Origin of the sequence: Ancylobacter sp. (assembly GCF_965279025.1) — a bacterium.
Taxonomy (GTDB): domain Bacteria; phylum Pseudomonadota; class Alphaproteobacteria; order Rhizobiales; family Xanthobacteraceae; genus Ancylobacter.
Map to the genome: position 1 here is coordinate 405,935 of NZ_OZ257132.1, position 26,602 is coordinate 432,536.

Genomic DNA, 26,602 nt, shown 5'->3' on the forward strand with positions numbered 1-26,602 from the left:
GAACCTTTAGCACCCCCGTTTCGCGGCGATAAGACAGCTGCGGGCGCGAAACGACGGGTGGTGACAACGCCGCTAAAATGTTACCGCATTAAGGCAAAAACCGCGCATTCCAGCTTCCCTCACGCCCATGCTGGACCCGCGAGGGGCGGTCGCGCTAGAGAAAGCACCGCGTGCCGTGCTTTCGCCGCCATCCTCGCCGATGGCTTCCCTATGGCTCGTCACAAGACTGTTCCCTGATGGCACGTTCCTCTTCCCGACCCGCTTCCGAACCGCCGCGTCTGGCGCCGCGCCTTTATGTGCTGGTGCCCGCCGCCTCGGCCGAGGGCGCCACGACCCGTCCTGCGGCGGAAATTGCGGCGCAGGCCGAGGCTTTGACGCAGGCCGCGCCGAGCGTCGACATCGCCGCTGTCCTCATGCGGACCCAGATGCCGCCGCCCGCCCGCGCCGCCGAGGCGCTGAAGCCGCTGCTCGATGCCTGCCACGCCATCGGCGCCGCGGCTCTCGTGGAAGGCAACGCGCCGCTTGCCGTCGCCATCGGCGCGGACGGCGCGCATGTCGAAGGGGCCGCCGCGCTGAAGGCCGCCGCCGCGCTGGTCCGGCCGGACGGCATTGCCGGCGCCGGCGGCCTGCGCACCAAGCACGACGCCATGACGGCGGCGGAAGGTGGCGCGGATTATGTGATGTTCGGCGAGCCCGACACGGAAGGCCGCCGCCCGCCCTTCGAGGCGACGCTGGAGCGCACGCATTGGTGGGCGCAGCTCTTCGAGCCGCCCTGCGTAGGCTATGCCCGCACGCTGGAGGAGGTCGACGCGCTGGTCGAGGCCGGTGCCGACTTCGTCGCCGTCGACAATCTGATTTTCGATGACCCCACCGAGGGCGCCCGGGCACTGGCCGCGCGCCTCGTCATTCGCCTGGTCGCCGGAGACGCCTCCTGATGCGCCCGCCCCGCGCCTCCGGTCGGGTTCACGCCCAGCGGACGGATGCGTTCGCGCTCGTCGCCATTCTCGCCGTGGCGGGGCTGGCGACCTCCGGCGCGGCTCAGGCACAAACGCCGCCTGCAAATTCGGCCGCCCCCGCCGCGTCCAAACCGGCACCGGCCAAGCCCGCCACCGCTGTCGCACCCGGGCAGGACCCCGATCCGGCCTACACCGCCTTCCAGCGCGGCAAGTTCCGGACCGCGCTGGACCTCGCCGTCTCGCGCGCCAATGCCGAGGGCGACGCGGTTTCCATGGTGCTGGCGGCGGAGCTGCTGTCGCAGGGCTACGGCGTGCGGCAGAACCCCAATGCGGCCCGCCAGTGGTATGAAGCGGCGGCGGCGAAGGGCAATCCGGATGCCCTCTTCACGCTCGGCGCCATTCTCATGAGTTCGCCCTCCGTGACCAACAAGGACCAGGCGGTCGACTTCTTCCGCCGTGCGGCCGAGGCCGGCAGTGCCCGCGCCGCCTATAATCTCGGCCTCGTCTACCTCCAGGGCCAGGTCGCCCCGAAGGAGCCGGCGATTGCCGCCGAATGGTTCAAGCGCGGGGCCGAGAGCGACCAGCCCGACGCGCTCTATGCGCTGGCCACGCTCTACCGCGACGGCAATGGCGTGGCGCGCGACCCGATCGAATCGGCGCGGCTGCTGCAGCGCGCCAGCGAGGTCGGCAACGACGTCGCCACCACCGAACTCGCTATTGCCGTGTTCAACGGCATCGGCATGCCCAAGGATGAGGAACGCGCCGCCGCCCTCTTCCACAAGGCCGCGCTGCAGGGCAACGCCATTGCGCAGAACCGCTACGCCCGCATTCTTTCCGCCGGGCGCGGCGCGCCCAAGGACGTGGTCGCCGCCGCCGGCTGGCATCTCGCCGCCAAGGCGCAGAAGCTCGACGACCCGATGCTGGACAAGCTGGTGGCCGGCCTAACGCCCGAACAGCGGGCGCAGGCCGGGTCGATGATCAAGCCATGGTCGCCGGGCACCGCCTATTAGCGCGGTGCCGGCGGTCCAAATAACGACCCATTTGCGGGGAAGGTGGTGTGCCGATCCGCCGCCCGGCGGGCGGCGGGGGCGCCCTTCCCGCCGGGTCCGGCCTTCGCAGCGGCGCAGGGGCCGCGTTCATCGTGCCTTGCTCATGCCGCCGGGCGCCGTTACTCATCGGAGCGCGTCGCTGTCGGGAGCCGGCGGCGCGGCGTAGAATACAGTCTTCTGGGGATTTCGTTTGGTCATCGCTGGTCCAGTCCCGTCGCGGGAAATGCCGCGCCTTACCTCCCGCCGGCCGGCCTTCGCCCGGGCGCTCGCGGTGCTGGCGACGCTGCTTTTCGCGATGCTCGCGCTGGGCCTGCCACCGGCGAGCGCGCTGGAAGCGGTGGCGATCCGGCTCGACGCCCCGGTCGTCGATCTCGCCCCCGCCATCGAGCGCCGCACCAGCGAGACCGACCGCATCCAGGTTTCCACCGTGCCGGGAGCCGACGGCATCGTCCGCCGCATCGAGGTGCGCTCGGTCGCCCCGGGGCCGAATGGCAGCAAATGGGCGATCTTCGCGCTCGCCAACAATACCGACGAGCAGGTCGACCGGCTGATCGTCGCGCCGCATTACCGCATGGTCGGTTCCGGCGTGTTCTGGCCGGACCTCGGCAACCGGCGCATCCTCAACGTGACGACGAGCCAGGGCTTCCGCCCCGAGCTGCAGAACGCACCGGATGCCGACGTGTTCTTCCTCACCCTCGACCCCGGCACCACGGTGACGCTGGTGGCCGAGCTGGGTGATGGCGGCCTGCCGCAGCTTTATCTGTGGGAGCCGGAGGCCTATAAGGACAAGGTCAACAGCTTCACCCTCTATAACGGCATCGTCATCGGCATTGCCGGCCTGCTCGCCCTGTTCCTCACCATCCTGTTCGTGGTCAAGGGCAGCGCGATGTTCCCGGCCGCAGCAGCGCTGGCCTGGGCGGTGCTGGGCTATATCGGCCTCGATTTCGGCTTCTGGTCGAAGGTGTTCGGCATCTCGCCGCTGGCGCAGCAATTCTGGCGGGCGGCGGGCGAGGCGATCCTGGCGGCGACGCTGGTGGTGTTCCTGTTCGCCTATCTCAACCTCAACCGCTGGCATGTGCGCTACGCCCATGTCACCGCCGGCTGGCTGGTGTTCCTGGCCGCCATTGTGGGCCTGGCTCTGCTCGACCCGTCGGCGGCGGCCGGCATCGCCCGGCCCTCGCTGCTGGTCGTCTCCTTCATGGGGTTCGGCGTGGTGGTGTGGCTGGCGCTGCACCGCTACGACCGCGCCGTGCTGATCATCCCGACGCTGTTCCTGCTGGTGGTGTGGGTCATCACCGCCGGCATGGCCGTCTCCGGGCGCATCGGCAATGATCTGGTCGCCCCCTCGCTGCTCGGCGGCCTCGTGCTCATCGTCATGCTCATCGGCTTCACGGTGATGCAGCACGCCTTCGCCGGCATCGGCTCGGTCGCCGGCAGCGCCCAGGAGCTGGAGCGGCGGGCGCTGGCGGTGGCGGGCGCCGGTGATATCGTGTGGGACTGGGACGTCGACACCGACCGCATTCATGTGAGCCCGGAGGCCGAGCACATGCTGGGCCTCAAGCAGGGCACGCTGGAGACCGAGGCCGCCGGCTGGCTCGACATCATCCATCCCGGCGACCGCGACCGCTTCCGCGCCACGCTGGACGGGCTGCTGGACCAGCGGCGCGGGCGCATCGACCAGGATTTCCGCCTGCGCGCCCATGACGGCCATTATCTCTGGTTCAATCTGCGCGCCCGGCCGGTGGTCGGCACCGATGGCGAGGTGGTGCGCTGCATCGGCACGCTGTCGGACGTGACCGACAGCCGCACCGCCGAGGAGCGGATGCTGCACGATGCCGTGCACGACAACCTCACCGGCCTGCCCAACCGCGAACTCTTCCTCGACCGTGTCGCCTCGGCCAATGGGCTCGCCCGCACCGACGAGCACATCCGCCCGACCGTGCTGCTGATCGACCTCGACCGCTTCAAGCAGGTGAATGCCAGCCTCGGCATGCCGGCGGGCGATTCCATCCTGCTCACTGTCGCGCGGCGCCTGATGCGCCTCGTCAAGCAGCAGGACACGCTGGCCCGCCTCGGCAGCGACCATTTCGCTCTCATCCTGATGTCCGAACGCGACCCCGAGCGCATCACCGCCTTTGCCGACACGCTGCGCCGCACGCTGCGCGCGCCGATCACCTTCGGCGATCGCGAGATCTTCATCACCGCCTCGATCGGCCTGTTGCTGGCCGATGGCCAGAAGCGCACCCCGCTGGAGACGTTGAAGGACGCCGAGCTGGCCATGTACTTCGCCAAGCGCGTCGGCGGCGACCGCATCGAGGTGTTCCGGCCCAATATGCGGGCGCAGAAGCTCGACCGGATCACCATCGAGCAGGACCTTCGGCAGGCGCTGGAGCGCGGCGAGATCAGCATCCTCTACCAGCCGGTGGCCGACCTCGCGACGCGCCAGATCGCCGGCTTCGAATCGATGATGCGCTGGCAGCACCCGACGCTCGGCACGCTGGGGCCGGACGATTTCCTCGGCGTCGCCGAGGAATCGGGCCTCATCGTCGATCTCGGCCTGTACCTGCTCGACACCGCCGCCCGCCAGCTCGGCGTGTGGCAGCGCACCCTGCGCGGCGAGCCGGTCTTCGTATCGGTCAACATCTCCTCGCGGCAATTGCTGCGGCACGATCTGCTGCAGGACCTCAAGGCGGTGCTGGCGCGCAACGTGGTCGCTCCCGGCACGCTGAAGCTCGAACTCTCCGAATCGCTGGCGATGGAGAACCCGGAATATGCGGCGCAGATCCTGCTGCGCATGCGCGAACTCGATGCCGGGCTGACGCTCGACGATTTCGGCTCCGGCTATTCCGCCCTCGCCTATCTCCAGCGCTTCCCCTTCGACAGCATCAAGGTCGACCGCACCTTCACCAAGGCGCTGGGACGGCGCGGCGACAAGGCCCAGCGCCCGATCATCCTGCGCACCATCATCAACATGGCGCATGATCTCGGCATGGACATCATCGCCGAAGGCATCGAGACCGAGCAGGTCGCCGCCGCGCTGGGCAAGCTCGGCTGTCGCTATGGCCAGGGTCGGTTCTTCGGCGAGGCGATGACCAACGAGGAAGCCCGCAAGCGGCTGCAGCCGGAGCAGCCGCCGGCCTCGCTGCTCGAACGCGGACGCCAGCTTTCGCGCGGCGCCAAGGCCGTCGTCTCGGCCGCCGCGCCCCCCGCGCGTCCCGGCACGGCCAGCCCGGCGGCGCAACAGGCGGCGCGTCCGGCACCCCAGCCCGGCGTGACACCTTCTGCACCGGCGCGCCCGGCACCGGCGGCGACACCTGCCACGCCTGCCGTTCCCACGCCGTCGACGCAAAGTTCAAGCTGAAGCAGCGTTCATGCTGAAGCGAAATGCCGCAGGCCGCGCGGCGGCTCAGGCGTGCCCGGCCTCGGACGACAGCATGCCCGGATGGATGCCGATCTTGCGCAAGGCAAGGTCGTATTTCTGGCTTGCCTCGGCCTCGAACACCAGCGCCGGATCGGCAGGGCAATGCAGCCAGCCATTCTGCTGGATCTCGTTCTCCAACTGCCCCGGCGCCCAGCCGGCATAGCCGAGCGCCAGCATGGCGTTCGCCGGGCCGCTGCCGGTCGCCATCGCCTTCAGAATGTCGAGGGTGGCGGTGAGGCAGATGCCGTCATCGATCGGCAGTGTCGAATCCTCGATGAAGAAATCGGCGGTGTGGAGCACGAACCCGCGTCCGGTCTCCACCGGCCCGCCGCGCAGCACCTTCACGCCGCCGGCACTGCGCGGGAGATGGCTGCGCTCATCGCCGGGGATGACATCGAGCTGCACCAGCAAATCGGGAAAATTGACGTGGTTTGCCAGCTGGTTGACCACGATGCCCATCGCGCCTTCCGAGGAATGCGCACACAGATAGATCACCGCGCGGGCGAAGCGCTCGTCGCGCATGCCCGGCATGGCGACCAGCATCTGCCCGTCGAGGAAGGTCCCGCTCATCGTGTTGCCGAGCCCCTGGGGGCGTTCGCGTCCAATCCACATGGGGGAAAGCGTAAACCCCGCCCGTGCATTTTCAAGTCCGCGCCGGCGCATGGCCGGTGCCGGAGGCAGGGGCTCACACGAACGTGCGCCTGTGGCCGCTTCCCCATCGCGACCTGAGAGGCTATCGCCAAGGCCATGCTTGCTCGTCTGCGCCCCCTCCTCCTGTGCTCGCTTGCCGCGATGCCGCTCGCCGGCCCCGCGCTCCTCGGCTCCGCCTTGGCGAGCGAGATGTCGGATTGGTCGGCGCCGGAGGGCACGGCGGCCCGGCTGGTCGCCGGCGGCACGGAAGGCGGCGCCCTGATCGGCGGCGTCGAAATTCGGCTGAGCCCCGGCCTCAAGACCTATTGGCGCTATCCCGGCGACAGCGGCGTTCCGCCGCAATTCGACTGGAGCGGCTCGCAGAATGTCGAGGATGTCGAGGTGCTGTGGCCCGCGCCCGTGCGCTTCGACGATGGCGGCTCCTTCTCCATCGGCTACAAGACGGACGTCGTGCTGCCGCTGCGCATCACGCCGAAGGACCCGTCAAAGGCCGTCGAGCTCAAGCTCAACCTCGATTTCGCCGTCTGCGGCAAGATCTGCCAGCCCGCCAGTGCCGCGCTCGGCCTCGCCGTGCCAAGCGGCGGCGGCGCGCCCTCGGCAGCGTTGACGCAGGCGCTGGCGCGCGTGCCGCATAGGGCGGCGCTCGGCGCCGGCGGCGAGCCCCGCATCGCCACCGCCCTGCTGCAGGACGGCAAGGACGGCGCGGCCATCCGCCTCGTGGCGCAGGTCGGTGATGCCAACAACGCCGACCTCTTCGTCGAGGGGCCGGGCGACGACTGGGCGCTGCCGCTGCCGGCGCGCGAAACCGGCCCGGACGGGCGCGTCACCTTCACCCTGCCGGTCGATGGCGTGCCCAAGGGCGCGGATATCGGCACGGCCCAGCTTCGCTTCACCCTGGTCGACGGCGACCGGGCCATCGAGGTGCACGCGCCGCTTTCCCACCACTGATCCGGCTTCCCGGCACGCCGGAAACCGCTATGGTACCGCCCGAGCGGACCCTGCGGTCGCGGCGAGCACTGTCGACGCCGGCCCTTCGGCGGTTCCCGTTCCTCTTTTCCTACGTATGAAAGGACATATCCATGACGATCAAGGTCGGCGACCAGCTTCCCAGCGTGACCTTCCGCGTGGCCACGGAGGACGGCCCGGTGCCGAAATCCACCGATGAGCTGTTCAAGAACAAGAAGGTCGTGCTGTTCGCGGTGCCGGGCGCCTTCACGCCCACCTGCCACAAGAACCACCTGCCGAGCTTCATCGCCCGCGCCGAGGAAATTCTTGCCAAGGGCGTCAGCACCATTGCGGTGACGGCGGTGAACGATCCCTTCGTGATGGCCGCCTGGGAAAAGGCGTCCAATGCCAGCGGCAAGATCGTGTTCCTGTCGGACGGCAATGGCGAGTTCGCCAAGGCGGTCGGCCTCGACTTCGACGCCTCGGGCGCCGGCCTCGGCGTGCGCTCCAAGCGCTATTCCATGCTGGTCGACGATGGCGAAGTGCTGATCCTCAATGTCGAGGACGTGCCGAGCAAGGCCGACAAGACCAACGCCGACGTGCTGCTCACCCAGTTCTGAGCCGCGCCTTCAGCCTCCCGGCCGGTGGCCTTGCCATCGCGCCGGGAGCGCTTGTCCCGCCCGCCGGTCAGGCGATGATGTCGGGACAGATCTGGTCCTCGATATAGCCGATGCGATCGCGCAGCTGCAGCTTGCGCTTCTTCAGCCGTGCGAGCTGAAGCTGGTCGCTTCCGGGCATGTCCTGCAGCGCCTGGATCGCGATATCGAGATCGCGATGCTCCTGCCGCAAATGCTCCAGAAGATCCTGGAACTCGCGCTCCTCATCCGCCGTCATCTCTGTCAAACGCCCGACCCGAAATCCGACTCAGCGTCCCTGCCCGCGGGACCTGCGCCGAGTATCGCCGCCCTCGCCGCCGGCCGCAACAGGGGCGCGCAACTCCCTGAACGGGTTACCACGCTGCGGTGCAGCACATCCTTTCATCGACAGCCCCGGGCTCTCGTGACAGACTGATGACGTTCATTTCGGAAGACAGGAGAAGCTGTCCATGACCATGCAGTCGCATGTTGCCGAGCTCGAACGACGCCATCAGGCGCTTGAGAAGCAATTGCGGGAAGAGACCATACGTCCCGCCACTGACGATACGCGCATCGCCGACCTGAAGCGGCGCAAATTGATCCTCAAGGACGAGATCGCCCGGCTCAAGGGAGCCACGCTCCACTAGCCCCACTGGCCGGCTCTCCGGCACGATCCCCATCTCATCAACACCCGGCCGCCGGCACCTCGCCGGCGGTTCGCGTTTGGGGCGCCGGCGGACCAGGCGCACGGGCGACGGAACGCGACGAAGGACGTAAGCACTTCATCGTCCTTGCCAGCGCGCGGCAGAAGGCGGAATCCTTCGACCGGAAGGACGGCCGCCAAGAGCCGTCCTCTGGGAGACGCCCGCCATGACCGGTTCCGCCAGCCGCTACCCTGACATCCACGCACGGTCCATCCGCGACCCCGAGGGCTTCTGGCGCGACGCCGCCGGCGCCATAGGCTGGTTCAGCGAAGGCGACCGCGTCTTCGATCCCGCGCTCGGCGTCTATGGCCGCTGGTTTCCCGGCTGGACCGGCAATGTCTGCCACAATGCGGTGGACCGGCACGTGACCGCCGGACGCGGCGCGCAGCCGGCCATTTTCTACGACAGCCCGCTCGCCGACGCCCGGCGCACCGTCACCTATGCCGAGCTGCAGAGCGAGGTGAGCCTGCTCGCCGGCATCCTGCGCGAACGCGGTGTCGGCAAGGGCGACCGCGTCGTCATCTACATGCCGATGATCCCCGAGGCGGTGTTCGCCATGCTTGCCTGCGCCCGCATCGGCGCGGTGCATTCCGTCGTATTCGGCGGTTTCGCCGCCGCCGAGCTCGCCAGCCGCATCGAGGATGCCGCGCCCAAGGTCGTGCTCTCCGCCTCCTGCGGCATCGAGCCCTCGCGCATCGTCGCCTACAAGCCGCTGCTCGACCTCGCCTTGACCATGGCGAAGCACCAGCCGGAGGCCTGCCTCATCTTCCAGCGGCCGCAGCTTGAGGCGAAGCTCCTGCCCGGCCGCGACCATGACTGGGCGGCCTTGCGCGAGGAAGCCCACGCTGCCGGCACCGTGGCGGCGTGTGTGCCGGTGGAGGCCACCGATCCGCTCTACATCCTCTACACCTCGGGCACCACGGGCAAACCCAAGGGCGTGGTGCGCGACAGCGGCGGCTATATGGTGGCGCTGCGCTGGTCGATGGAAGCGCTCTATGGCGTGCAGCCGGGCGAGGTCTACTGGTCGGCCTCCGATATTGGCTGGGTGGTCGGCCATTCCTACATCATCTACGCGCCGCTGCTCGCCGGCTGTACCACGCTGCTCTACGAGGGCAAGCCGGTGGGGACGCCGGACGCCGGCGCGTTCTGGCGGGTGGTGGAAGAGTACAAGGTGGCAGTGCTGTTCACCGCCCCCACCGCCCTGCGCGCCATCAAGAAGGAAGATCCCCAAGGCCGGCTGATGCGCGACTATGACCTCTCCAGCCTGCGCACCTTGTTCCTCGCCGGCGAGCGGGCCGATCCCGACACGGTGGAATGGGCCAAGGCCAGGCTCGGCGTGCCGGTGGTCGATCATTGGTGGCAGACCGAAACCGGCTGGGCCATCGCCGGCAACCCGGTGGGGCTGGAAGCACTGCCGGTCCGCGTCGGCTCCACCGGCGTGCCGATGCCGGGCTACCAGGTCGACATACTCGATGAGGGCGGGCATCCCCTCGGCCCCGACCGCATGGGCTCCATCGCCATCAAGCTGCCGCTGCCGCCCGGCTGCCTGCCCACGCTGTGGCGGCAGGATGAGCGCTTTCGCGCGAGCTACCTCGTCGACTATCCCGGCTACTACAAGACCGCCGATGCAGGCTTCGCCGACGCCGATGGCCAGCTCTTCATCATGGGCCGCACCGACGACATCATCAACGTGGCCGGGCACCGCCTCTCCACCGGCGGCATGGAGGAAGTGCTCGCCGGCCACGCCGATGTCGCCGAATGCGCGGTCATCGGCATCCATGACGAGTTGAAGGGCGAGGTGCCCTGCGGCTTCGTGGTGCTGAAGGTGGGCGTCACCCGCGCGCCAACCGACATCGAGGCGGAAATCGTCGCGCTGGTGCGCGAACGCATCGGGCCGGTGGCGGCGTTTCGCCTCGCCATCACGGTGAACCGGCTGCCCAAGACGCGCTCCGGCAAGATCCTGCGCGGCACGATGAAGAAGATCGCCGATGCGCAGCCCTGGAACATGCCGGCGACCATCGATGACCCCGCCTCGCTCGACGAGATCGCCGCGGCATTGGGGGCGCGCGGCCTTGCCCGGAATTCGGCGGCGTAGGTCGCCGCCACGGCAAATAGGCTCATGAAAAAGCCCGGAGCAGCGCGGCCCCGGGCTTTTCTCTTGCTGTCAGATGCCGAAAGCCGGAGCGAGGATCACTCCTCGTCTTCGGCCTCGCTCTTGCGCGAACCGCCCAGCTTGGCGAACACGGTCTCCAGGTTGATCGGCTCCTCGCGCGGCTTGCGGGTCGGGACGAAGGGCTCCGGGCCGTCGCCGGTGGACACGTCGACCGGAAGCAGCGTCGCCTCGTGCTCGCCGCTGGTCGCCGCCGAGGCGGGCCGGTCCTTGGAGGAGCGCTGCACCTCGATGTCGAGGTCGATCTGCGAGCACAGGCCCAGCGTCACCGGATCCATCGGCGTCAGGTTCTGCGCATTCCAGTGGGTGCGCTCCTTGATCGATTCGATGGTGGTCTTGGTGGTGCCGACCAGACGCATGATCTGGCTGTCTTTCAGCTCCGGGTGATTGCGCAGCAGCCAGAGGATCGCGTTCGGGCGGTCCTGGCGCTTGGAAACCGGCGTGTAGCGCGGGCCCCGGCGGCGCTTGGGCTCGGGCAGGCGCACCTTCGATTCCAGCAGCTTCAGCCGGTGGTTGGGGTTCTTCTCGGCGCGCTCGATTTCCTCGCGGGCCAGCTGGCCGGTCGTCATCGGGTCGCTGCCCTTGATGCCCTGCGCCACCTCGCCATCGGCGATACCCTTCACCTCGAGCACATGCAGCTTACAAAAGTCCGCGATCTGGTCGAATGTCAGGGCGGTATTCTCGACCAGCCACACGGCGGTGGCCTTCGGCATGAGCGGGGCGTTCGCCATGGGAGGCGTCTCCATCCAGTGATGCGCAGGCAGGCGGTGGAAACCGAGCCGGCGCGCAGATTTCGGGTCGTCGGCCGCGCAAACTTCTCCCCGCGCCCCACCACCCTGCGGGGCGGAGCCTCGGACCGTCTCGCGATGACCGGGATGCGACGAATATAAGCCTCCGTGCGCCTTCCTGCAAATCCTAAGACGAAAGGTCGATGTGGTTCCCCGTCGATGCCGCTGATAGCGTCCGCCCTCCCGAATCGAGGAGAAAGCGATGAAGCCTGTTCGACTTCTGGCGACGGCCCTGCTGATCGGATTCACCGCCTGCGCCGGCGCCGGGCAGAGCCTGGCGCAGGACATTCCGGCGCAACCGGGCGAGGCACCGGACATGCCCGGCACCGACGATGTCGCCCGCATCACCGGCGGCACCTATGTGGTCGATCCGGACCACACCCAGATCGTCTGGACCGTCAATCACATGGGCATTACCCCGCTCGCCGGCATGTTCGGCGCGGCGAGCGGCACGCTGGCGCTCGACCCGGCCAAGCCCGACGAGGCGAAGCTGGAAATCACCATCCCGATCTCCAGCCTGCGCGTCCCCTCGACCGATTTCGCCACCCACCTGGCAAGCGCCGACTTCCTCGACGCCGCCAAATTTCCCACCGCGACGTTCAAATCCACCGGGATCACGGTCGAGGGCGCCGATGCCACCATCGAAGGCGAAATCACGCTGCGTGGCGTGACGAAGACGATCACGCTGGACGCCAGCTTCTTCGGCGGGGGCATCGACCCGATGACCAAGAAGGAGACGATCGGCTTCACCGCGACGGCCGATATCATGCGCAGCGAGTTCGGGATGGGCTTCGGCGTGCCCGTCGTCTCGGACGAGGTGGCGCTCGACATCGTCGGGGCCTTCATCAAGCAGCCCTGAACGGGCCGTGCTTGACAGCGCGGGCCACGGCACCCATGACGGTGGCGAGGCCCCGCTGGACCCTGCGATGACCGCCGAAACACCTGACCGGAAGCCCGAGCTTCGCGTCCTCCTCTGCGCCCCGCGCGGCTTCTGCGCCGGCGTGGTGCGCGCCATCGACGCGGTGGAGCGGGCGCTCGAAATGTACGGGCCGCCGGTCTATGTGCGCCACGAGATCGTGCACAACAAATATGTGGTCGAAGGGCTGAAGGCGAAGGGTGCGATCTTCGTCGAGGAACTCCACGAAGTGCCCGCCGGCACCACCGCCCCCGTCATCTTCTCCGCCCATGGCGTCGCCAAGGCGGTGCCGGAGGACGCGGCCCGGCGCAGCTTCTTTGCCATCGATGCCACCTGCCCGCTCGTGACCAAGGTGCATCGCGAGGCCACCGTCCACCACAAGCGCGGCCGCGAGGTCGTGCTCATCGGCCATGCCGGGCACCCGGAAGTCATCGGCACGATGGGACAGCTCCCCGAGGGCGCCGTCTCGCTGGTGGAGACCGCCGAGCAGGCGCGGCGCTTCGAGCCGCGCAACCCTGACAACCTCGCCTTCACCACGCAGACCACGCTCTCCATCGACGACACCGCCGAGATCGTCGCGATCCTGCGCGCCCGCTTCCCCTCCATGGTGGCGCCGCACAAGGAAGACATCTGCTACGCCACCACCAATCGGCAGGAGGCGGTGAAGCGCGTCGCCCCGCACGTGGACGCGATGATCGTGGTCGGCGCGCCGAATTCCTCCAATTCCCAGCGCCTGCGCGAGGCGGCCGAGCGCGAGGGCTGCCGGCATGCCGTGCTGGTGCAGCGGGCCAGCGAGATCGACTGGAACGTCTTCGGCGCCATCGCCTCGCTCGGCGTCAGCGCCGGCGCCTCAGCCCCGGAAGTGCTTGTCGAGGAAATCCTCGACGCCTTCGCCACGCGTTACACCCTGAAGGTGGAAACGGTGCACACCGCCCATGAGGACGTGTTCTTCCCGCTGCCCCGGCAGCTCCGCTCCGACGCTGCCGAATAGGCTCGACCCCACCCCATGGCCGTTTACACCGACGTCTCCCCGGAAGAGCTCGAAGCCTTCCTCGCCACCTATGATCTCGGCCGCCTGCGCGCCTTCAAGGGCATCGCCGAGGGCGTCGAGAATTCCAATTACCTGCTGCAGACCGAGGCCGGCAGCTTCATCCTCACGCTGTACGAAAAGCGGGTGAACCCCGGCGACCTGCCCTTCTTCATCGGTCTGATGGAGCATCTGGCGACACGCGGCATCGATTGCCCGCAGCCGGTGAAGAACCGGGCCGGCGTCGCGCTCGGCATGCTGGCGGGGCGCCCGGCGCTCATCGCCACCTTCCTTGTCGGCATGTCGGTGCGCCGGCCCAGCGCCGCTCATTGCGCCGCGCTCGGCGGCGCGCTGGCGGGGCTGCACAAGGCGGGGGCCGATTTCACCGCCCTGCGCCGCGCCAACGCGCTCTCCGTCGCCGGCTGGCGCCCGCTCTACGAGCAGGCCGGCGCGCGTGCCGACACGGTGGCGCCCGGGCTCGCCGCCCTCATCGCCGATGAACTCGCCGTGCTGGAGGCGAGCTGGCCCACCGACCTGCCGGCCGGCATCATCCATGCCGACCTGTTTCCGGACAATGTGTTCTTCACCGACGGGCGGCTTTCCGGGCTGATCGACTTCTATTTCGCCTGCAACGACCTGCTCGCCTATGACGTCGCCATCTGTCTCAACGCCTGGTGCTTCGAGCCGGACGGCGCCTACAACCAGACCAAGGGCCGCGCCTTGCTGGCCGGCTACCAGGCCGAGCGGCCGCTGGGGGCGGACGAGATCGCGGCCCTGCCGCTGCTGGCACGGGGCGCTGCGCTGCGCTTCCTGCTCACCCGGCTGGTCGACTGGCTGAACGTGCCGCCCGGCGCGCTGGTGCGCCCGCACGACCCGCTGGAATATTTGCGCCGGTTGCGCTTCCACCGCTCGGTGGCGAGCCCGCGCGACTATGGCATCATCGAAAGCATAAGCGCGTGAAGACAGCCCCCGGAACCGCCCGCGTCTTCGCCGACGATGCCCCCAGTGACGCGCCCAAGGGTATCGTGGCGATCTGGACCGACGGCGCCTGCTCGGGCAATCCCGGCCCCGGCGGCTGGGGCGCCATCCTGAACTATGCCGGCTCGCAGAAGGAACTCTCGGGCGGCGAGGTACCCACCACCAATAACCGCATGGAGCTGATGGCGGCGATCTCGGCGCTGGAGGCACTCAAGCGCCCCTGCACGGTCGATCTGCACACCGACAGCGAATATATGCGCAACGGCATCACCAAATGGATCGCCGGCTGGAAGCGCAATGGCTGGCGCACCGCCGACAAGAAGCCGGTGAAGAATGTCGACCTGTGGGAGCGGCTGGAAGCCGCCATCGCCCGCCACGAAATTCGCTGGCACTGGGTCAAGGGCCACGCCGGCGACGCGATGAACGAGCGCGCGGACGAGCTCGCCCGCGCCGGCATGGCGCCCTACAAGGCCGGGCGGTAATCGCCATGCACCCGCCTTTGGAAGAGCCCGATGGCGCGGTGCCGCTCACCGGAGCGGCGAGCGGAGCGCCGGCGCTGATTCTGCGCGCCGAGGGGCTTGCCGTGTTCGCCGCCGCGCTGGTGGCTTATGCGGCGATCGGCGCCAGCTGGTGGCTGTTCGCGGCGCTGATTCTGGCGCCGGACCTTTCCATGCTCGGCTATCTCGCCGGGCCGAAGAGCGGCGCGCACCTCTACAACGCCGTCCACAGCTATGTCGGGCCGCTGGCGATGGGGATCGCGGCGCATGCGCTGGGCGCGCCGCTCGCCGGGACGCTCGCCCTCATCTGGCTCGCCCATATCGGCCTCGACCGCGCCTTGGGCTACGGCCTCAAATACACCGCCGGCTTCGCCCTCACCCATCTCGGCCGCCTCGGTCGAAAGTGAGGAAGGCGGCGCGGGAAGTGGCCGCGCGGATTGACAAAGCCCCCTCCGCTCCGCTATCAGCCGGGCCTCAATTTCTGCTGGCGGATCGAGACGCGGCCATGGGGCGCCGTCTCTTACGCAGGCGCCGTCGATCCGAAGGTTAGTGTCATGAAGATCCGTAATTCGCTCAAGTCGCTCCTTGGCCGTCACCGCGACAACCGTCTGGTGCGCCGCAAGGGCCGCGTCTACATCATCAACAAGACCCAGAAGCGCTTCAAGGCCCGCCAGGGCTGAGCCGAGCTTCAGGCCGGGCCGGGCGCTCTCGCGCGGGAAACCGCGTTCACGAGTTCGCGGCCTGCCGGCCTGCAATATTGATCAAGGGCGCCATGCCTCCTAGACTGGAGTCATGCGCGCCCTTTTTGCTGTCCTGATGCTTGCCGCCGCGCCGCTTGGCGCTCTGGCCGACCCGGCCCCGCTGACCACGCCGCCCGCTGCGGCGGGCAGGAGCGATGCCGCGCAGAGTGCCGACCCTGCACAGCCGGCAGGCCCCAAGAACGCCAAGGCCGAGCCCGACCCCGCCAAGCGGCTGGACGCGCTGTTTGCGGCGCTCCAAATGGCGCCTGATCCGGAATCGGCCAAGGCGATCGCGGCGCGCATCGATGTGGCGCTCACCCCTTCCGGCAGCGACACGGCCGACCTGCTGATGGAGCGCGCCTCGCAGGCGACGCAGGCCAAGCAGTTCGACCTCGCCGTCGAATTGCTCGACGGCCTGCTGCGCATCGAGCCGGATTATCTGGAGGCGTGGAACAAGCGCGCCACCGTCTTCTTCCTGCGGCAGGACTTTTCCAACGCGCTGGTCGACCTGCGCCAGGTCGTCGCCCGCGAGCCCCGCCATTATGGCGCCTGGGCCGGCATCGCCATCATCTGCAAGGAGATCGGCGACGACAAGCGCGCGCTGGAGGCGGCGCGCCATGCCCTCGCCATCTATCCCCACCTCGACGAGATCGACGATCTGGAGAAGGAACTGTCGATCAAGGTCGAGGGCCGGCCGATCTGAGACGGCGGTGCCGGGCCGATTAGGCCTTGTTGTAATCCACGAAGCTGAAGGCGAACTCGTCCTTCTCGCCCTGGGCAGGGTCTTCGCGCCCGACCTCGCGCCAGGCGGCGCGGTCGAAGGCGGGGAAAAAGACATCGCCCTCCGGCTGGCCATGCACCTCGGTGAGGCGCAGCCGCGCGGCGTGCGGGAAGGCTTGCGCATAGATCTGCGCGCCGCCGATCACCGCCATCTCGTCCACGCCCAGCTTTTCCGCCTCCTGCGCCCCGCGCTCCAGCGCCGCGCCGAGGGAGGACACCACCAGCACGCCCTCCGGCGGCCGGAAGCCGGTGTCGCGGGTGATGACAAGGCTGGTGCGCCCCGGCAGCGGCTTGCCGATCGATTCGAAGGTCCGCCGCCCCATCAGGATCGGCTTGCCCCAGGTGATCGCCCGGAAGCGCTTGAGATCGCCGGAAATATGCCAGGGCAGCGCGTCGCCGCGCCCGATCACGCCATTTTCCGCCACGGCGGCAACAAGGGTAAGCGTGGTCATGTGGGCCTCCCCCGCAGCAGCGCCAGCGCCGTCTCCGCCGCTGCAAGCCCGGTCTGGTGGGCGCCATGGGCGGTGGAATAGGCATGGGGCGAGGCCGCCTCGCCGGCGAACAGCACGCGCTCGCCCACGGGCTGCGTGAGCGCCTGCGTCAGCCGTCCGCGCAGATGCGCGAGGCCCGGCAGCGCGCAGCTATAGCCGCCGCCGATCAGCGGATCCGCGACCCAGCCGGTGGTGGCGACGCCCGCAATATGTTTTTCGATGTCTGCCCCGAACGCGTCCTTCAACGCCGCGAGGGCGAAATCGCGCATCGCCTGCGGCCCGGCCTGCACCAGCCGCGCCGCGTTTTCGCCGCCGAGTTGGGCGATGGCCATTGGCTGCCCGAACGGGTTCAGGGTGAAATTGACCGGCTTGCGATCCGGGTCCCGTAGGTCGAGCGTGTCGATATAGCTGGTGGGCTCCACGCCGAAGACATCGCGGTCGAACAGGAAGGCGACCTTCTCCGCCGCGCCGAGCGGCAGCGCCTCGAAGGCCTCGGCAAGCTCCGGCGGCAGCAGCGGCGCGAAGCTGAGCCCGCCGCGCGCGATCACCGACGTCGGCACCGCGACGATGGCCAGGCGCGCGGTGAGCGTGCCGCGCGGGGTGGCAAGCGACACACCCTGCCCCGACCAGTCCACCTTCGAGACCGGGCAGCCGGTGACGATGTCGAGATCGGGCGCCGCGCGGGCCGCCACGGCCTGGACCAGCGCGCCATAGCCCTTTTCGACCGGGTAGTTCTCGCCGGTGTCGGTATAGGCGGCGTAGTCGAGCGTCGACAGCCGCTCCGGCTCGGCGGCTGAAAGCAGCGTCAGCCAGTGGCGCGCCAGCCGCGTCCACGGCGTGGCCGGGCCCAGCACCTCGCTCGCCGCGACGTCGCGGCCCTCGGCGCCTGCCTGGTGGATGGCGCCATAAGTGTCCTGGATCGCCTGCCAGATCGCCTCGCGCTCGTCCTCGCCTGCCCAGTGGTCGCCCAGATGCGTCGCGCGCGCCTTGCGGTTGCCGCGCGCGAGATAGGCGATGCCGAGTTCGTCCGCCGCCGCCCGCAGCGGATTGACCGAGGCGGAGTGCAGCCAGTGACAGCCGCGGTCCCAGGCAACGCCGAAGGTCGCGGTATCGGTGAAGGCCCGCCCGCCGGTGCGCGCGGCGGCTTCCAGCACCCTGACATCGACACCGGCCTGCTTCAGCCGGGCACCGGCCGCAAGGCCCGCGGCGCCGGCGCCGACGACGATTACCTCATGCTGCAGAGCCACGGTCGATTCCGGTTTCGGGAGAGTTCAAGGCGGCGACGATGCGCGGCACATGCCGGCGAACGCCCTATTTCTTGCGGAACGAATCGAGCCGCACGACCTGCGCCCCGCCGGAGCCACCATCCTTCGGATCAGCGGCATCGACGACCTCCTTCGGCCCCGGCTTCGCATCCGAAGATTTGTCCGAAGGCTTCTCTGAAGGCTTGGCGGCGGCTGTCTTGGTGTCCGCCGTCCTGGTAGCGGCAGGCGCGGCGGTCGGCGGCGCCTTGGCGGCCGGCACCGCAACGGGACCGGTCGGCTTGGCCGCATCAAGCTTGGCCGCATCGGGTTTAGCCCCATCGGGATTGGCGGCGGCAGGTGTGACGGCAGCGGGCTTTGCCACGGCGGGCTTGGCCGAGGCCGGTTTTTCCGGCTCGGCAACCGATTCGGGCTTCGGGAACGACGCCGGCCGCCCCTTGGCCGACACGTCGGCCAGCCGCGAGGGAGCGCGGGTGGAGGGCACGGAGGTCGGACGGCCCTCGCCGATCGGCGTCGGCGGCACGCTGGTGAGGGTCGGTCCGGCCGCGTCGGCCGCCTCGTCCTCATCCTCGTCTTCCAGATCTTCCACCGGCTCGAACTGCAGGCCGAACTTCACCGAGGGGTCGAAGAAGCCCTTGAGCGCGTCGAAGGGCACATGCAGCTTTTCGGGAATGCCGTTGAAGGACAGCCCAACCTCGAAGAACTGCTCGGTGACGATCAGGTCCCAGAACTGGTGCTGGAGGACGATGGTCATCTCTTCGGGATAGCGCTCCTTCAGCCGCGGCGAAATCCGCACGCCGGGCGCGCAGGTATCGAAGGCCAGATAGAGGTGGTGCTCCCCGGGCAGCCCTTCGCGGGCGACATCGGTCAAGACGCGGCCAACGACGCCGCGCAACGCATCCTGCACCAGCAGGTCATATCGGATTAGGTCGACGCTCATGCCGGCAATGAACCCGATTTCAGCCGCGACCGCCAGTAGGACAAGAGAATGAAGTGCAGGCTTCTGTTGCCAGGTGCCTGCGAACCCCGCCTCACGGTGCTACCCGCTTGGACTTATTTTCCGTAGATCAAACCGCTCACGCGGCCTGAGCAACCGGAGCATAGTTGTCGTTGGCAACTATATGTTTGGTCCGATGACGGCGGTACCATGCCGGGCGAAAGAAGACCCTTTACGCTCTCGTCGATCCTGTTTCGCCCCCGCCGCAGCCCACCCATGGATGGGTTCTGGTGGAGGCGCCGGGTACTGCCCCCGGGTCCGAAGAGTTTATTCCGATGTCCGTTTATCGCCATATCCGGCTTGCGCCAGCAGAACGAATATAGGGCTTCCCCCGCCCGGTTGGAAGGGGGCATCGGCGCTGCCCCCAATCCTGTGCCGGCTCACGCCTCGGTCTGGTCGCCATATTGCAGATGTTCGATCGGCTTGTTGCCGCCCACCGTGCCAAACAGCTTCTGCTCGATCCCGGCAATCGCGGTCCGCAGCGCCTCCATCATCAGTTGCCGCACCATCTCGTAATCGAGCCGCACTTCGGAATGCGCGCTCCGCAGCGCCTGCCCCTCGCGCATCACCAGCGCCGGCGCCGTGTGCGAATGCTCGATGGTGAAATCGAGCGGGTGCGTCGCATCTTTCTCCAACAGGTTCAGATGCATGCGCAGGCGATGCAGCTCGGTGTTGAGCTCGTCCGTACTCCGGGTCATCGTGTTTCCTCCCTCACTTCTGGCCGCTCCGGGACAAGTCGGCCCCGGCTGGAATGTTCCCGGATACCGCCGCAGTGCTGAGCGCGGGCCACCGCCATTAGCTGTCGATGAGTGCCGGGCACCCGGTGCGCAGGCGGCCTCGCATGCTATATGTAGTGGCCAGGGACGTCTCCGGGACGACAGGCATGCGGCAATATCACGAGTTTCTGGAACGGGTGCTGCGCGAGGGCGCGCGCCGCGACGACCGCACCGGCACGGGCACGCTGTCGGTGTTCGGCCACCAGATGCGCTTCGACCTGTCGCAGGGCTTTCCGGCCGTCACCACCAAGAAGCTGCACCTGCGCTCCATCATCCACGAATTGCTGTGGTTCCTCGCCGGCGACACCAACATTGCCTATCTCAAGGCAAACGGCGTCTCGATCTGGGACGAATGGGCCGACGCGACGGGCGATCTGGGTCCGGTGTATGGCCATCAATGGCGTTCCTGGCCGGATGGGCAGGGCGGCGTCATCGACCAGATCGCGCAGGTCGTCGCCGACATACGGCGCAACCCTGATTCGCGCCGGCTGATCGTCTCGGCCTGGAACCCGGCCGACGTGCCGAAAATGGCGCTGCCGCCCTGCCATTGCCTGTTCCAGTTCTACGTGCAGGACGGGCGGCTTTCCTGCCAGCTCTACCAGCGCTCCGCCGACATCTTCCTCGGCGTGCCGTTCAACATTGCTTCCTATGCCTTGCTCACCCACATGATGGCGCAGGTGACCGGGCTTCAGGTGGGCGACTTCGTTCACACCTTCGGCGACGCGCATATCTATCTCAACCACCTCGAACAGGTGAACGAGCAGCTCTCGCGCGCGCCCCGCGCCTTGCCGCGCCTGAAGCTGAACCCCGCCGTGAACGACCTGTTCGCCTTCCGCTTCGAGGATATCGCCCTCGAGGGCTACGACCCGCACCCCGCCATCAAGGCGCCGGTGGCGGTCTGATGTCCCTCGCCCTCCGCCCCGCCCGGCCGGACGATGCCGCGCTGATCCTCGCCTTGGTGCGCGAACTCGCCGATTACGAGAAGCTGCTGCACGAGGTGGCGGCGACGCAGGCGGATCTCGATGCCGCGCTGTTCGGCCCGCAGCCGCGCGTGTTCTGCGACATCGCGGAATGGGACGGCGCGCCGGCCGGCTTCGCGCTCTGGTACTACACCTTCTCCACCTTTCGCGGCCGGCACGGCATCTTCCTCGAAGACATCTTCGTGCGTCCCGACTTTCGCGGGCGCGGCATCGCCAAGGCGCTGATGCAGGCGCTCGCCCGCCGCTGCGTCGATGAGGGGCTCGGTCGTTTCGAGTGGAACGTGCTGGACTGGAACGAGCCCGCGATCCGCTTCTACCGCTCGGTCGGCGCGGTGCCGCTGGACGCGTGGACCATGCAGCGTGTCAGCGGCGAGGCGCTGGAAAATCTCGCGGCAGGGTGAGCCGCCTGGGGCATCACCCCGCCGCCCCGGCAGAGAACCGCCCGATGCAACCCCGGCGCACGGCCCCGGGCCGGCGTCTCGCCGTCCGGGACCCTGTTGCACGCCTGGCTCAGAGCGGCGCCTCGTCCGGGCCGGCATCGGGCCCATCCGGGCCGTCATCCATCGGGCCGGGCGGCATGGGGTGGTGCATCGGGCCATCCGGCCCATGGCCACCGGGGCCGAAGCGATGCGGGCCGGGGCCGTGCTCGCGGCCGGGACCGCGCCGGCTGTCGGCCATGCGCGGGCGCTCGATCTGCTTGAACAGAATGGCGAAGCGCCCCTGCTGCGGCGCGTCGAGGCTGTCATAGAGCGGGGCGGCGGCGTCCGCGACCTTCTTCATCGTCTCGCCGCGGTCGATCATGCCGTCGGCCTGCGCGCGCAGGCGCACGATCACGTCGGGGCGCTCGCCCCGGGGCTGGTCGGCCCGCGCGGCCCGGCGCTCGGCATGCCGCTCCATCTTTTCCTTCGAGGCGTTGCGCAGCGCGGTTTCCAGCGCCGGCCAGAGCTTCTCCTGCTCGGCGGTCAGGCGCAGCCCGGCCTTGAGCGCGGCGATGCGGGCATCGCTCATCGCGCCGGCGAATTCGGACATCTGCTCGACGCTCAGGCGGGGATGCTCGCCGGCATCCGGCTTCGGCGCCGCCACGCCGAAGGTCACTCCGGCAAGCAGGGCGGCGGCGGTAGCGGCAATGATCGTCTGTTTCATCGGCCTCATCTCCTGTGAAGGTGAGGCCGATGCTGGGTCATGCCGTGAGAATATTCAAATGAAACTTCGGTAATGAACGTCCATTACCTTCAGAAATGAAGATGAATGGACGTTCAGATTCATGAATAGATATTAACCGGGAGAAATCATCTTCTCCGGTCGAACCGCTGCATCGAACTCTTCATTGGTAACATAGCCCCCGCCCACGGCCTCATCGCGCAGAGTGGTGCCGTTCTTGTGCGCGGTCTTGGCGATCTTGGCGGCGTTGTCATAGCCGATCTTCGGCGCCAGCGCGGTGACCAGCATCAGCGAGCGCTCCAGCGCCGCCTTGATATTGTCCTCGCGCGGCACGATGCCGACGACGCAATTGTCGGTGAAGCTGATGGCGGCATCCGAGAGCAGGCGCACCGACTGCAGGAAATTATAGGCCATCACCGGGTTGTAGACGTTGAGCTCGAAATGCCCCTGGCTGCCGGCGAAGCCCAGCGCGGCATTGTTGCCGAACACCTGCACGCACACCTGGGTGAGTGCCTCGCACTGGGTCGGGTTCACCTTGCCCGGCATGATCGAGGAGCCCGGCTCGTTCTCCGGCAGCGACAATTCGCCGAGGCCCGAGCGCGGGCCGGAGCCCAGCAGGCGGATGTCATTGGCGATCTTGAACAGCGACACCGCCACCGTGTTGATCGCCCCATGGGAAAACACCATGGCGTCGTGCGCGGCCAGCGCCTCGAACTTGTTCGGCGCCGTGGTGAAAGGCAGGCCGGTGATGGCGGCGATCTTCTCGGCCACCCGTTCGGCGAAGCCGACCGGCGCGTTGAGCCCGGTGCCGACCGCCGTGCCGCCCTGCGCCAGTTCCATCAGCCGCGGCAGGGTCAGTTCGATGCGCTCGATGCCCACCGCCACCTGCTGGGTGTAGCCGGAGAATTCCTGGCCCAGCGTCAGCGGCGTGGCGTCCTGGGTATGGGTGCGGCCAATCTTGATGATGTGCTGCCACTCCGCCGCCTTCGCGCCCAGCGCATCGCGCAGCTTGGCGAGGGCGGGGAGCAGGCGCTGGACGATTTCCTCGGCAGCCGCCACGTGCATCGCCGTCGGGTAGGTGTCGTTGGACGACTGGCTCATATTGACGTGGTCGTTCGGGTGCACCGGCTTCTTCGAGCCGAGCGTGCCGCCGAGAATCTCGATGGCACGGTTCGAGATCACCTCATTGGCGTTCATGTTCGACTGCGTGCCCGAGCCGGTCTGCCACACGGCCAGCGGGAAATGCGCGTCGAGCTTGCCGTCGATCACCTCCTGCGCCGCCTGGACGATGGCGCCGGCAATCGTCGCGTCGAGATGCCCGAGTTCGAGATTGGTCTCCGCCGCCGCGCGCTTGACCACCCCCAGCGCGCGCACCACCGGCAGAGGCTGCTTCTCCCAGCCGATCTTGAAATTGCCGAGAGAGCGCTGCGCCTGCGCGCCCCAATACTTGTCGTTCTCCACCTCGATGGGCCCGAACGTATCGGTTTCGATGCGGGTATTGCTCATCGTCAAAGCCTTTCGGGATCGGACGCGGAAAGAGAGCCCCGGCAGCGGGGCACCGGAGATGCGCGGCCGGTTTAGCACGCAGGGCGAAGCGACGAAATGCGACGTGGGACGAGAGGAGCGCAGTCCGTGCGGTATCCGGCCGGATCACAAATGCGTGAAATGGCCTTACGGCGTGGCCCCTTCACCGCCTCTCGCGCGTTCCATACTACCTCCCCATTTTGCCAAACCCACTCGTCAGCCCGCTACCTTCCTGTCGCTGGCTTTCCATGGGCTGCAAAGCTGCGGGGGCACAGGCCGATTTCAAATTCTTGGAAAGAGCCAATTTTTGTCGGTATTATGAGAGCACTAATGAAGCTGATGCGCAGGATTCTGCGGACCCCCACCAACGGAGCCCGATGCCGATGGCCGACATCGTGAATCTCCGCCTCCACCGCAAGCGCATCGCGCGCGCCGAGGCGGAACAAACGGCCGCCACAAGGCGTTTGGAGTTCGGCCGGTCAAAGGTTCAGCGCGAAACTGAGGCGGCTACGGAACGAAAGCAGGAACAGATGCTCGACGGGCACAGGCGCATACGAGAGGACGACACATGAAGAGCCCCGTGGTGAAGCGGTCGATCGTGATTGCAGGGCATAAGACGAGCGTCAGTCTGGAAGACCAGTTCTGGGACGCGCTCAAGGAGATCGCGGCCAACCGGCGCAGCACTCTGTCGGAAATCGTTGCCTCGATCGATTCGGGTCGCAACCAGGGCAACCTGTCATCCGCGATTCGTCTTTATGTTCTGGCCCATTACCGCAGCTCCCCCACCGCACGCGACCAGATGGAAGCAACGGATCGGAACGGCTCCCTTCGCTCTACCGTTGCGTAAACCCGCGGCAGATCCCATATCGGGAGGTGGCGGCGCGTTGTAACCTGATGCCTCGTCACCTATAACCGCCTCGTCTCGCCCGTTGACGGCGGGACGCGGGTTTTTCTTGCACGGTGGCGTCTGCCGGTTCTGCGCTTGCGAGCCCGGACAATGCCGGGCGCGCAAACGGAGTGGCCGCGGAATGTCATGGAAGAACCAGAGCGGCGGGCCATGGGGCGGTGGTCCGCGCGGCCCTTGGGGCACTGGTCCGCAATCGTCGGGGCCGAATTCTCCCGACCTTGAAGATCTCATCCGCCGCGGCCAGGAAAAGCTGCGCACGGCCATTCCCGGCGGCTTCGGCAGCGGCAAGGGCATCGTGATCGTGGTGGCTCTCGCCATCCTCGTCTGGATGCTGTCCGGCTTCTACCGCGTCGAGCCCGACGAGCAGGGCGTGGTGCTGCGCTTCGGCAAGTTTGTCGGGACCACCAATCCCGGCCTGAATTACCATTTCCCCTACCCGATCGAGACCGTGCTCACCCCGCAGGTGACCCGCGTCAACCGCATCGACATCGGCCTGCGCACCGGCGAGGACCCGCGTCGCGGCGCCGCCGTGCGCGATGTGGCCGAAGAGAGCCAGATGCTGACGGGCGACGAGAACATCGTCGACGTCGATTTCGCCGTCTTCTGGATGGTGAAGCCCGCGGCGGCCGGTTCGCTGGAAGATGTCGGCGCCGCCGACTTCCTGTTCAACGTCCAGAACCCCGAAGGCACCATCAAGGCGGTGGCGGAAAGCGCCATGCGCGAAGTGGTCGGCCGCACCAACATCCAGCCGATCCTCACCGGCGCCCGCCAGAACATCGAGACGGCCGTGCAGGAGCTGATGCAGCGGACGCTCGACAGCTACAAGTCGGGCATTCTGGTTACCCAGGTCCAGCTGCAAAAGGTCGACCCGCCCTCGCAGGTCATCGACGCCTTCCGTGATGTCCAGGCGGCGCGCGCGGATGCCGAGCGTCTGCAGAACGAGGCCCAGGCCTACGCCAACCGCGTGGTGCCGGAAGCCCGAGGCGATGCCGCGCGCATCACCCAGGGCGCCGAAGGCTACAAGGAGCGGGCGATCATCGAGGCCCGTGGTCAGGCCGCACGCTTCCTCAGCGTACTCGGCGAGTACCAGAAGGCTCCCGACGTGACGCGCCAGCGCCTCTATCTCGAAACAATGGAACGCGTGTTCGGCGGAATGGACAAGGTGATCATCGATCCTGCGGCGGGCGGCTCCTCGGGAGTCGTGCCCTATCTGCCGCTCGCCCCGCTCACCGGCAGCAGCGCCGCTCCGGCGGCCGGTCAGGGAGCCGCGAAATGAGGAACAGCCTCGGTCTCATCATCGCGATTGCCGTCGCCGCCGTCCTCATCGCGCTCTACTCCGCGCTGTTCAGCGTCTACCAGACCCAGCAGGCGCTCGTGCTGCGCCTGGGTGAACCCATCCGGGTCATCGAAGCGCCGGGCCTGCACGCCAAGATCCCGCTCGTCGACAGCGTGATCTTCATCGACAATCGCATCCTGGATCTCGAAAACCCCTCCCAGGAAGTGATCGCTTCCGACCAGAAGCGCCTCGTGGTGGATGCCTTTGCGCGTTACCGCATCGTCAACCCGCTGCGCTTCTACCAGTCGGTCGGCACCATCGAGGGCGCCAATTCGCGCCTGGCCACGGTGCTGAACTCGTCGCTGCGGCGCGTTCTGGGTGAATCCACCTTCATCGAGGTGGTGCGCGACCAGCGCGAGGCCCTGATGGCGCGCATCCGCGATCAGGTGAACCGCGAGGCCGCCGGCTTCGGCATCAACATCATCGACGTGCGCATCCGCCGCGCCGATCTGCCCGAAGCCAACAGCCAGGCGGTGTTCCAGCGCATGCAGACCGAGCGCCAGCGCGAGGCGTCCGAAATCCGCGCCCAGGGTGCGGAACAGGCGCAGACCATCCGCGCCCGTTCCGACCGCGATTCGACGATCATCGTCGCCGAGGCCAATGCCACCGCCGACAAGCTGCGCGGCGAAGGCGAGGCCCTGCGCAACGATATCTTCGCGCAGGCCTACACCCAGGACCGGGACTTCTTCGACTTCTACCGGTCCATGCAGGCCTATGAGACGTCGCTGAAGGGGTCGGACACCCGCATGCTGCTGGCGCCGGATTCGGAGTTCTTCCGGTTCTTCGGCAACCCTGCCGCCCGTCCGGCGGCGGCATCCGCCGCGCCTGCGGCAGCCGTCGCGCCTGCGGCAGCCGTCGCGCCTGCCCCGGCGGCCGTGCCGGCCGCCGCGCCCGCCAACTAAAGCGGCGCG

General features: G+C 68.0%; 28 protein-coding genes, 1 other RNA gene and 1 pseudogene. 20 read left to right on the forward strand and 10 right to left on the reverse strand.

Annotated features, from left to right (window positions below):
* Positions 1-236 precede the first annotated feature (236 nt).
* From ACQY76_RS01880 to ACQY76_RS01890, 3 genes are all read left to right on the forward strand, one after another.
* Positions 237-935, forward strand: coding sequence for a thiamine phosphate synthase (locus ACQY76_RS01880; protein WP_428031232.1), 699 nt, complete (start codon positions 237-239; stop codon positions 933-935).
* Complete coding sequence (locus tag ACQY76_RS01885; RefSeq protein ID WP_428031233.1) at positions 935-1,966, forward strand: tetratricopeptide repeat protein; 1,032 nt, start codon at positions 935-937, stop codon at positions 1,964-1,966. The genes ACQY76_RS01880 and ACQY76_RS01885 overlap by 1 nt, the downstream gene beginning before the upstream one ends.
* A gap of 334 nt (positions 1,967-2,300) precedes the next feature.
* The gene (locus ACQY76_RS01890; RefSeq protein WP_428032911.1) at positions 2,301-5,366 is read left to right on the forward strand and encodes an EAL domain-containing protein; all 3,066 of its coding nucleotides are present in this window, start codon (positions 2,301-2,303) and stop codon (positions 5,364-5,366) included.
* A 45-nt stretch (positions 5,367-5,411) separates the two neighbouring features.
* On the opposite strand, the gene ACQY76_RS01895 is transcribed toward ACQY76_RS01890, so the two are convergent.
* The gene (locus tag ACQY76_RS01895) at positions 5,412-6,038 is read right to left on the reverse strand and encodes a YqgE/AlgH family protein (RefSeq protein ID WP_428031234.1); all 627 of its coding nucleotides are present in this window, start codon (positions 6,036-6,038) and stop codon (positions 5,412-5,414) included.
* 135 nt (positions 6,039-6,173) lie between these two features.
* Here ACQY76_RS01895 and ACQY76_RS01900 point away from each other — a divergent pair, with 135 nt between their 5' ends.
* Together ACQY76_RS01900 and ACQY76_RS01905 are read left to right on the forward strand one after the other, a co-directional pair.
* Positions 6,174-7,025, forward strand: a complete 852-nt coding sequence (locus tag ACQY76_RS01900) for a protein-disulfide reductase DsbD domain-containing protein (RefSeq protein ID WP_428031235.1) — start codon at positions 6,174-6,176, stop codon at positions 7,023-7,025.
* 131 nt (positions 7,026-7,156) lie between these two features.
* Positions 7,157-7,642: a peroxiredoxin gene (locus ACQY76_RS01905; protein WP_428031236.1), complete on the forward strand. Its 486-nt coding sequence runs from the start codon at positions 7,157-7,159 to the stop codon at positions 7,640-7,642.
* Positions 7,643-7,709: 67 nt separating this feature from the next.
* Here ACQY76_RS01905 and ACQY76_RS01910 read toward each other — a convergent pair whose 3' ends face one another.
* Complete coding sequence (locus ACQY76_RS01910) at positions 7,710-7,916, reverse strand: YdcH family protein (protein WP_428031237.1); 207 nt, start codon at positions 7,914-7,916, stop codon at positions 7,710-7,712.
* Between the two features lie 211 nt (positions 7,917-8,127).
* On the opposite strand from ACQY76_RS01910, the gene ACQY76_RS01915 reads away from it, so the two are divergent.
* Together ACQY76_RS01915 and ACQY76_RS01920 are read left to right on the forward strand one after the other, a co-directional pair.
* On the forward strand, positions 8,128-8,304 hold the full coding sequence (locus tag ACQY76_RS01915) for a YdcH family protein (RefSeq protein WP_131837026.1): 177 nt from the start codon (positions 8,128-8,130) through the stop codon (positions 8,302-8,304).
* Between the two features lie 223 nt (positions 8,305-8,527).
* Positions 8,528-10,456, forward strand: a complete 1,929-nt coding sequence (locus ACQY76_RS01920; protein ID WP_428031238.1) for a propionyl-CoA synthetase — start codon at positions 8,528-8,530, stop codon at positions 10,454-10,456.
* 95 nt (positions 10,457-10,551) lie between these two features.
* Here the strand turns inward: ACQY76_RS01920 and ACQY76_RS01925 are convergent, their stop codons facing one another.
* Positions 10,552-11,262 carry a DUF1013 domain-containing protein gene (locus tag ACQY76_RS01925; RefSeq protein WP_428031239.1) on the reverse strand — a complete coding sequence of 237 codons (711 nt, stop codon included), beginning with the start codon at positions 11,260-11,262 and terminating at the stop codon, positions 10,552-10,554.
* A 259-nt stretch (positions 11,263-11,521) separates the two neighbouring features.
* On the opposite strand from ACQY76_RS01925, the gene ACQY76_RS01930 reads away from it, so the two are divergent.
* The 7 genes from ACQY76_RS01930 (at position 11,522) to ACQY76_RS01960 (ending at position 16,180) form a co-directional block, all read left to right on the forward strand.
* A complete protein-coding gene (locus tag ACQY76_RS01930; protein WP_428031240.1) occupies positions 11,522-12,178 on the forward strand; it encodes a YceI family protein in 657 nt (218 codons plus the stop codon).
* A 67-nt stretch (positions 12,179-12,245) separates the two neighbouring features.
* Positions 12,246-13,226, forward strand: a complete 981-nt coding sequence (gene ispH, locus ACQY76_RS01935) for a 4-hydroxy-3-methylbut-2-enyl diphosphate reductase (RefSeq protein ID WP_428032912.1) — start codon at positions 12,246-12,248, stop codon at positions 13,224-13,226.
* A 15-nt stretch (positions 13,227-13,241) separates the two neighbouring features.
* Positions 13,242-14,222, forward strand: coding sequence for a homoserine kinase (locus tag ACQY76_RS01940; RefSeq protein WP_428031241.1), 981 nt, complete (start codon positions 13,242-13,244; stop codon positions 14,220-14,222).
* Positions 14,219-14,722: a ribonuclease HI gene (gene rnhA, locus ACQY76_RS01945; RefSeq protein WP_428031242.1), complete on the forward strand. Its 504-nt coding sequence runs from the start codon at positions 14,219-14,221 to the stop codon at positions 14,720-14,722. Before ACQY76_RS01940 ends, rnhA begins: the two co-directional genes overlap by 4 nt.
* A 5-nt stretch (positions 14,723-14,727) precedes the next feature.
* Complete coding sequence (locus tag ACQY76_RS01950) at positions 14,728-15,144, forward strand: DUF4260 domain-containing protein (RefSeq protein WP_428031243.1); 417 nt, start codon at positions 14,728-14,730, stop codon at positions 15,142-15,144.
* A gap of 147 nt (positions 15,145-15,291) precedes the next feature.
* Positions 15,292-15,417, forward strand: a complete 126-nt coding sequence (gene ykgO, locus ACQY76_RS01955; RefSeq protein ID WP_013167868.1) for a type B 50S ribosomal protein L36 — start codon at positions 15,292-15,294, stop codon at positions 15,415-15,417.
* Positions 15,418-15,529: 112 nt separating this feature from the next.
* Positions 15,530-16,180, forward strand: coding sequence for a hypothetical protein (locus ACQY76_RS01960; protein ID WP_428031244.1), 651 nt, complete (start codon positions 15,530-15,532; stop codon positions 16,178-16,180).
* A gap of 19 nt (positions 16,181-16,199) precedes the next feature.
* Here the strand turns inward: ACQY76_RS01960 and ACQY76_RS01965 are convergent, their stop codons facing one another.
* The 5 genes and pseudogenes from ACQY76_RS01965 to ACQY76_RS01985 form a co-directional block, all read right to left on the reverse strand.
* On the reverse strand, positions 16,200-16,709 hold the full coding sequence (locus ACQY76_RS01965) for a dihydrofolate reductase (protein ID WP_428031245.1): 510 nt from the start codon (positions 16,707-16,709) through the stop codon (positions 16,200-16,202).
* The gene (locus ACQY76_RS01970; RefSeq protein WP_428031246.1) at positions 16,706-17,995 is read right to left on the reverse strand and encodes a flavin monoamine oxidase family protein; all 1,290 of its coding nucleotides are present in this window, start codon (positions 17,993-17,995) and stop codon (positions 16,706-16,708) included. Before ACQY76_RS01970 ends, ACQY76_RS01965 begins: the two co-directional genes overlap by 4 nt.
* Positions 17,996-18,416: 421 nt before the next feature.
* Positions 18,417-18,950: pseudogene (locus tag ACQY76_RS01975) on the reverse strand (SspB family protein); the annotation flags it as partial.
* 52 nt (positions 18,951-19,002) lie between these two features.
* Positions 19,003-19,356, reverse strand: a transfer-messenger RNA (tmRNA) gene (gene ssrA / locus ACQY76_RS01980).
* Between the two features lie 31 nt (positions 19,357-19,387).
* Complete coding sequence (locus ACQY76_RS01985) at positions 19,388-19,705, reverse strand: hypothetical protein (RefSeq protein WP_428031247.1); 318 nt, start codon at positions 19,703-19,705, stop codon at positions 19,388-19,390.
* A gap of 185 nt (positions 19,706-19,890) precedes the next feature.
* On the opposite strand from ACQY76_RS01985, the gene ACQY76_RS01990 reads away from it, so the two are divergent.
* A complete protein-coding gene (locus ACQY76_RS01990; protein ID WP_428031248.1) occupies positions 19,891-20,685 on the forward strand; it encodes a thymidylate synthase in 795 nt (264 codons plus the stop codon).
* A complete protein-coding gene (locus ACQY76_RS01995) occupies positions 20,685-21,164 on the forward strand; it encodes an N-acetyltransferase family protein (RefSeq protein ID WP_428031249.1) in 480 nt (159 codons plus the stop codon). The genes ACQY76_RS01990 and ACQY76_RS01995 overlap by 1 nt, the downstream gene beginning before the upstream one ends.
* A gap of 109 nt (positions 21,165-21,273) precedes the next feature.
* Here the strand turns inward: ACQY76_RS01995 and ACQY76_RS02000 are convergent, their stop codons facing one another.
* Both ACQY76_RS02000 and fumC read right to left on the reverse strand, forming a co-directional pair.
* Positions 21,274-21,906, reverse strand: coding sequence for a Spy/CpxP family protein refolding chaperone (locus ACQY76_RS02000; protein WP_428031250.1), 633 nt, complete (start codon positions 21,904-21,906; stop codon positions 21,274-21,276).
* 132 nt (positions 21,907-22,038) lie between these two features.
* Positions 22,039-23,430, reverse strand: coding sequence for a class II fumarate hydratase (fumC, locus tag ACQY76_RS02005; RefSeq protein WP_428031251.1), 1,392 nt, complete (start codon positions 23,428-23,430; stop codon positions 22,039-22,041).
* A gap of 401 nt (positions 23,431-23,831) precedes the next feature.
* Here fumC and ACQY76_RS02010 point away from each other — a divergent pair, with 401 nt between their 5' ends.
* From ACQY76_RS02010 to hflC, 4 genes are all read left to right on the forward strand, one after another.
* Complete coding sequence (locus tag ACQY76_RS02010) at positions 23,832-24,020, forward strand: DUF4169 family protein (protein ID WP_428031252.1); 189 nt, start codon at positions 23,832-23,834, stop codon at positions 24,018-24,020.
* On the forward strand, positions 24,017-24,295 hold the full coding sequence (locus tag ACQY76_RS02015) for a ribbon-helix-helix domain-containing protein (RefSeq protein ID WP_428031253.1): 279 nt from the start codon (positions 24,017-24,019) through the stop codon (positions 24,293-24,295). The genes ACQY76_RS02010 and ACQY76_RS02015 overlap by 4 nt, the downstream gene beginning before the upstream one ends.
* Before the next feature lie 181 nt (positions 24,296-24,476).
* Complete coding sequence (gene hflK, locus ACQY76_RS02020) at positions 24,477-25,631, forward strand: FtsH protease activity modulator HflK (RefSeq protein WP_428031254.1); 1,155 nt, start codon at positions 24,477-24,479, stop codon at positions 25,629-25,631.
* A complete protein-coding gene (gene hflC, locus ACQY76_RS02025; protein ID WP_428031255.1) occupies positions 25,628-26,593 on the forward strand; it encodes a protease modulator HflC in 966 nt (321 codons plus the stop codon). Before hflK ends, hflC begins: the two co-directional genes overlap by 4 nt.
* The last annotated feature ends 9 nt before the right edge of the window (positions 26,594-26,602 follow it).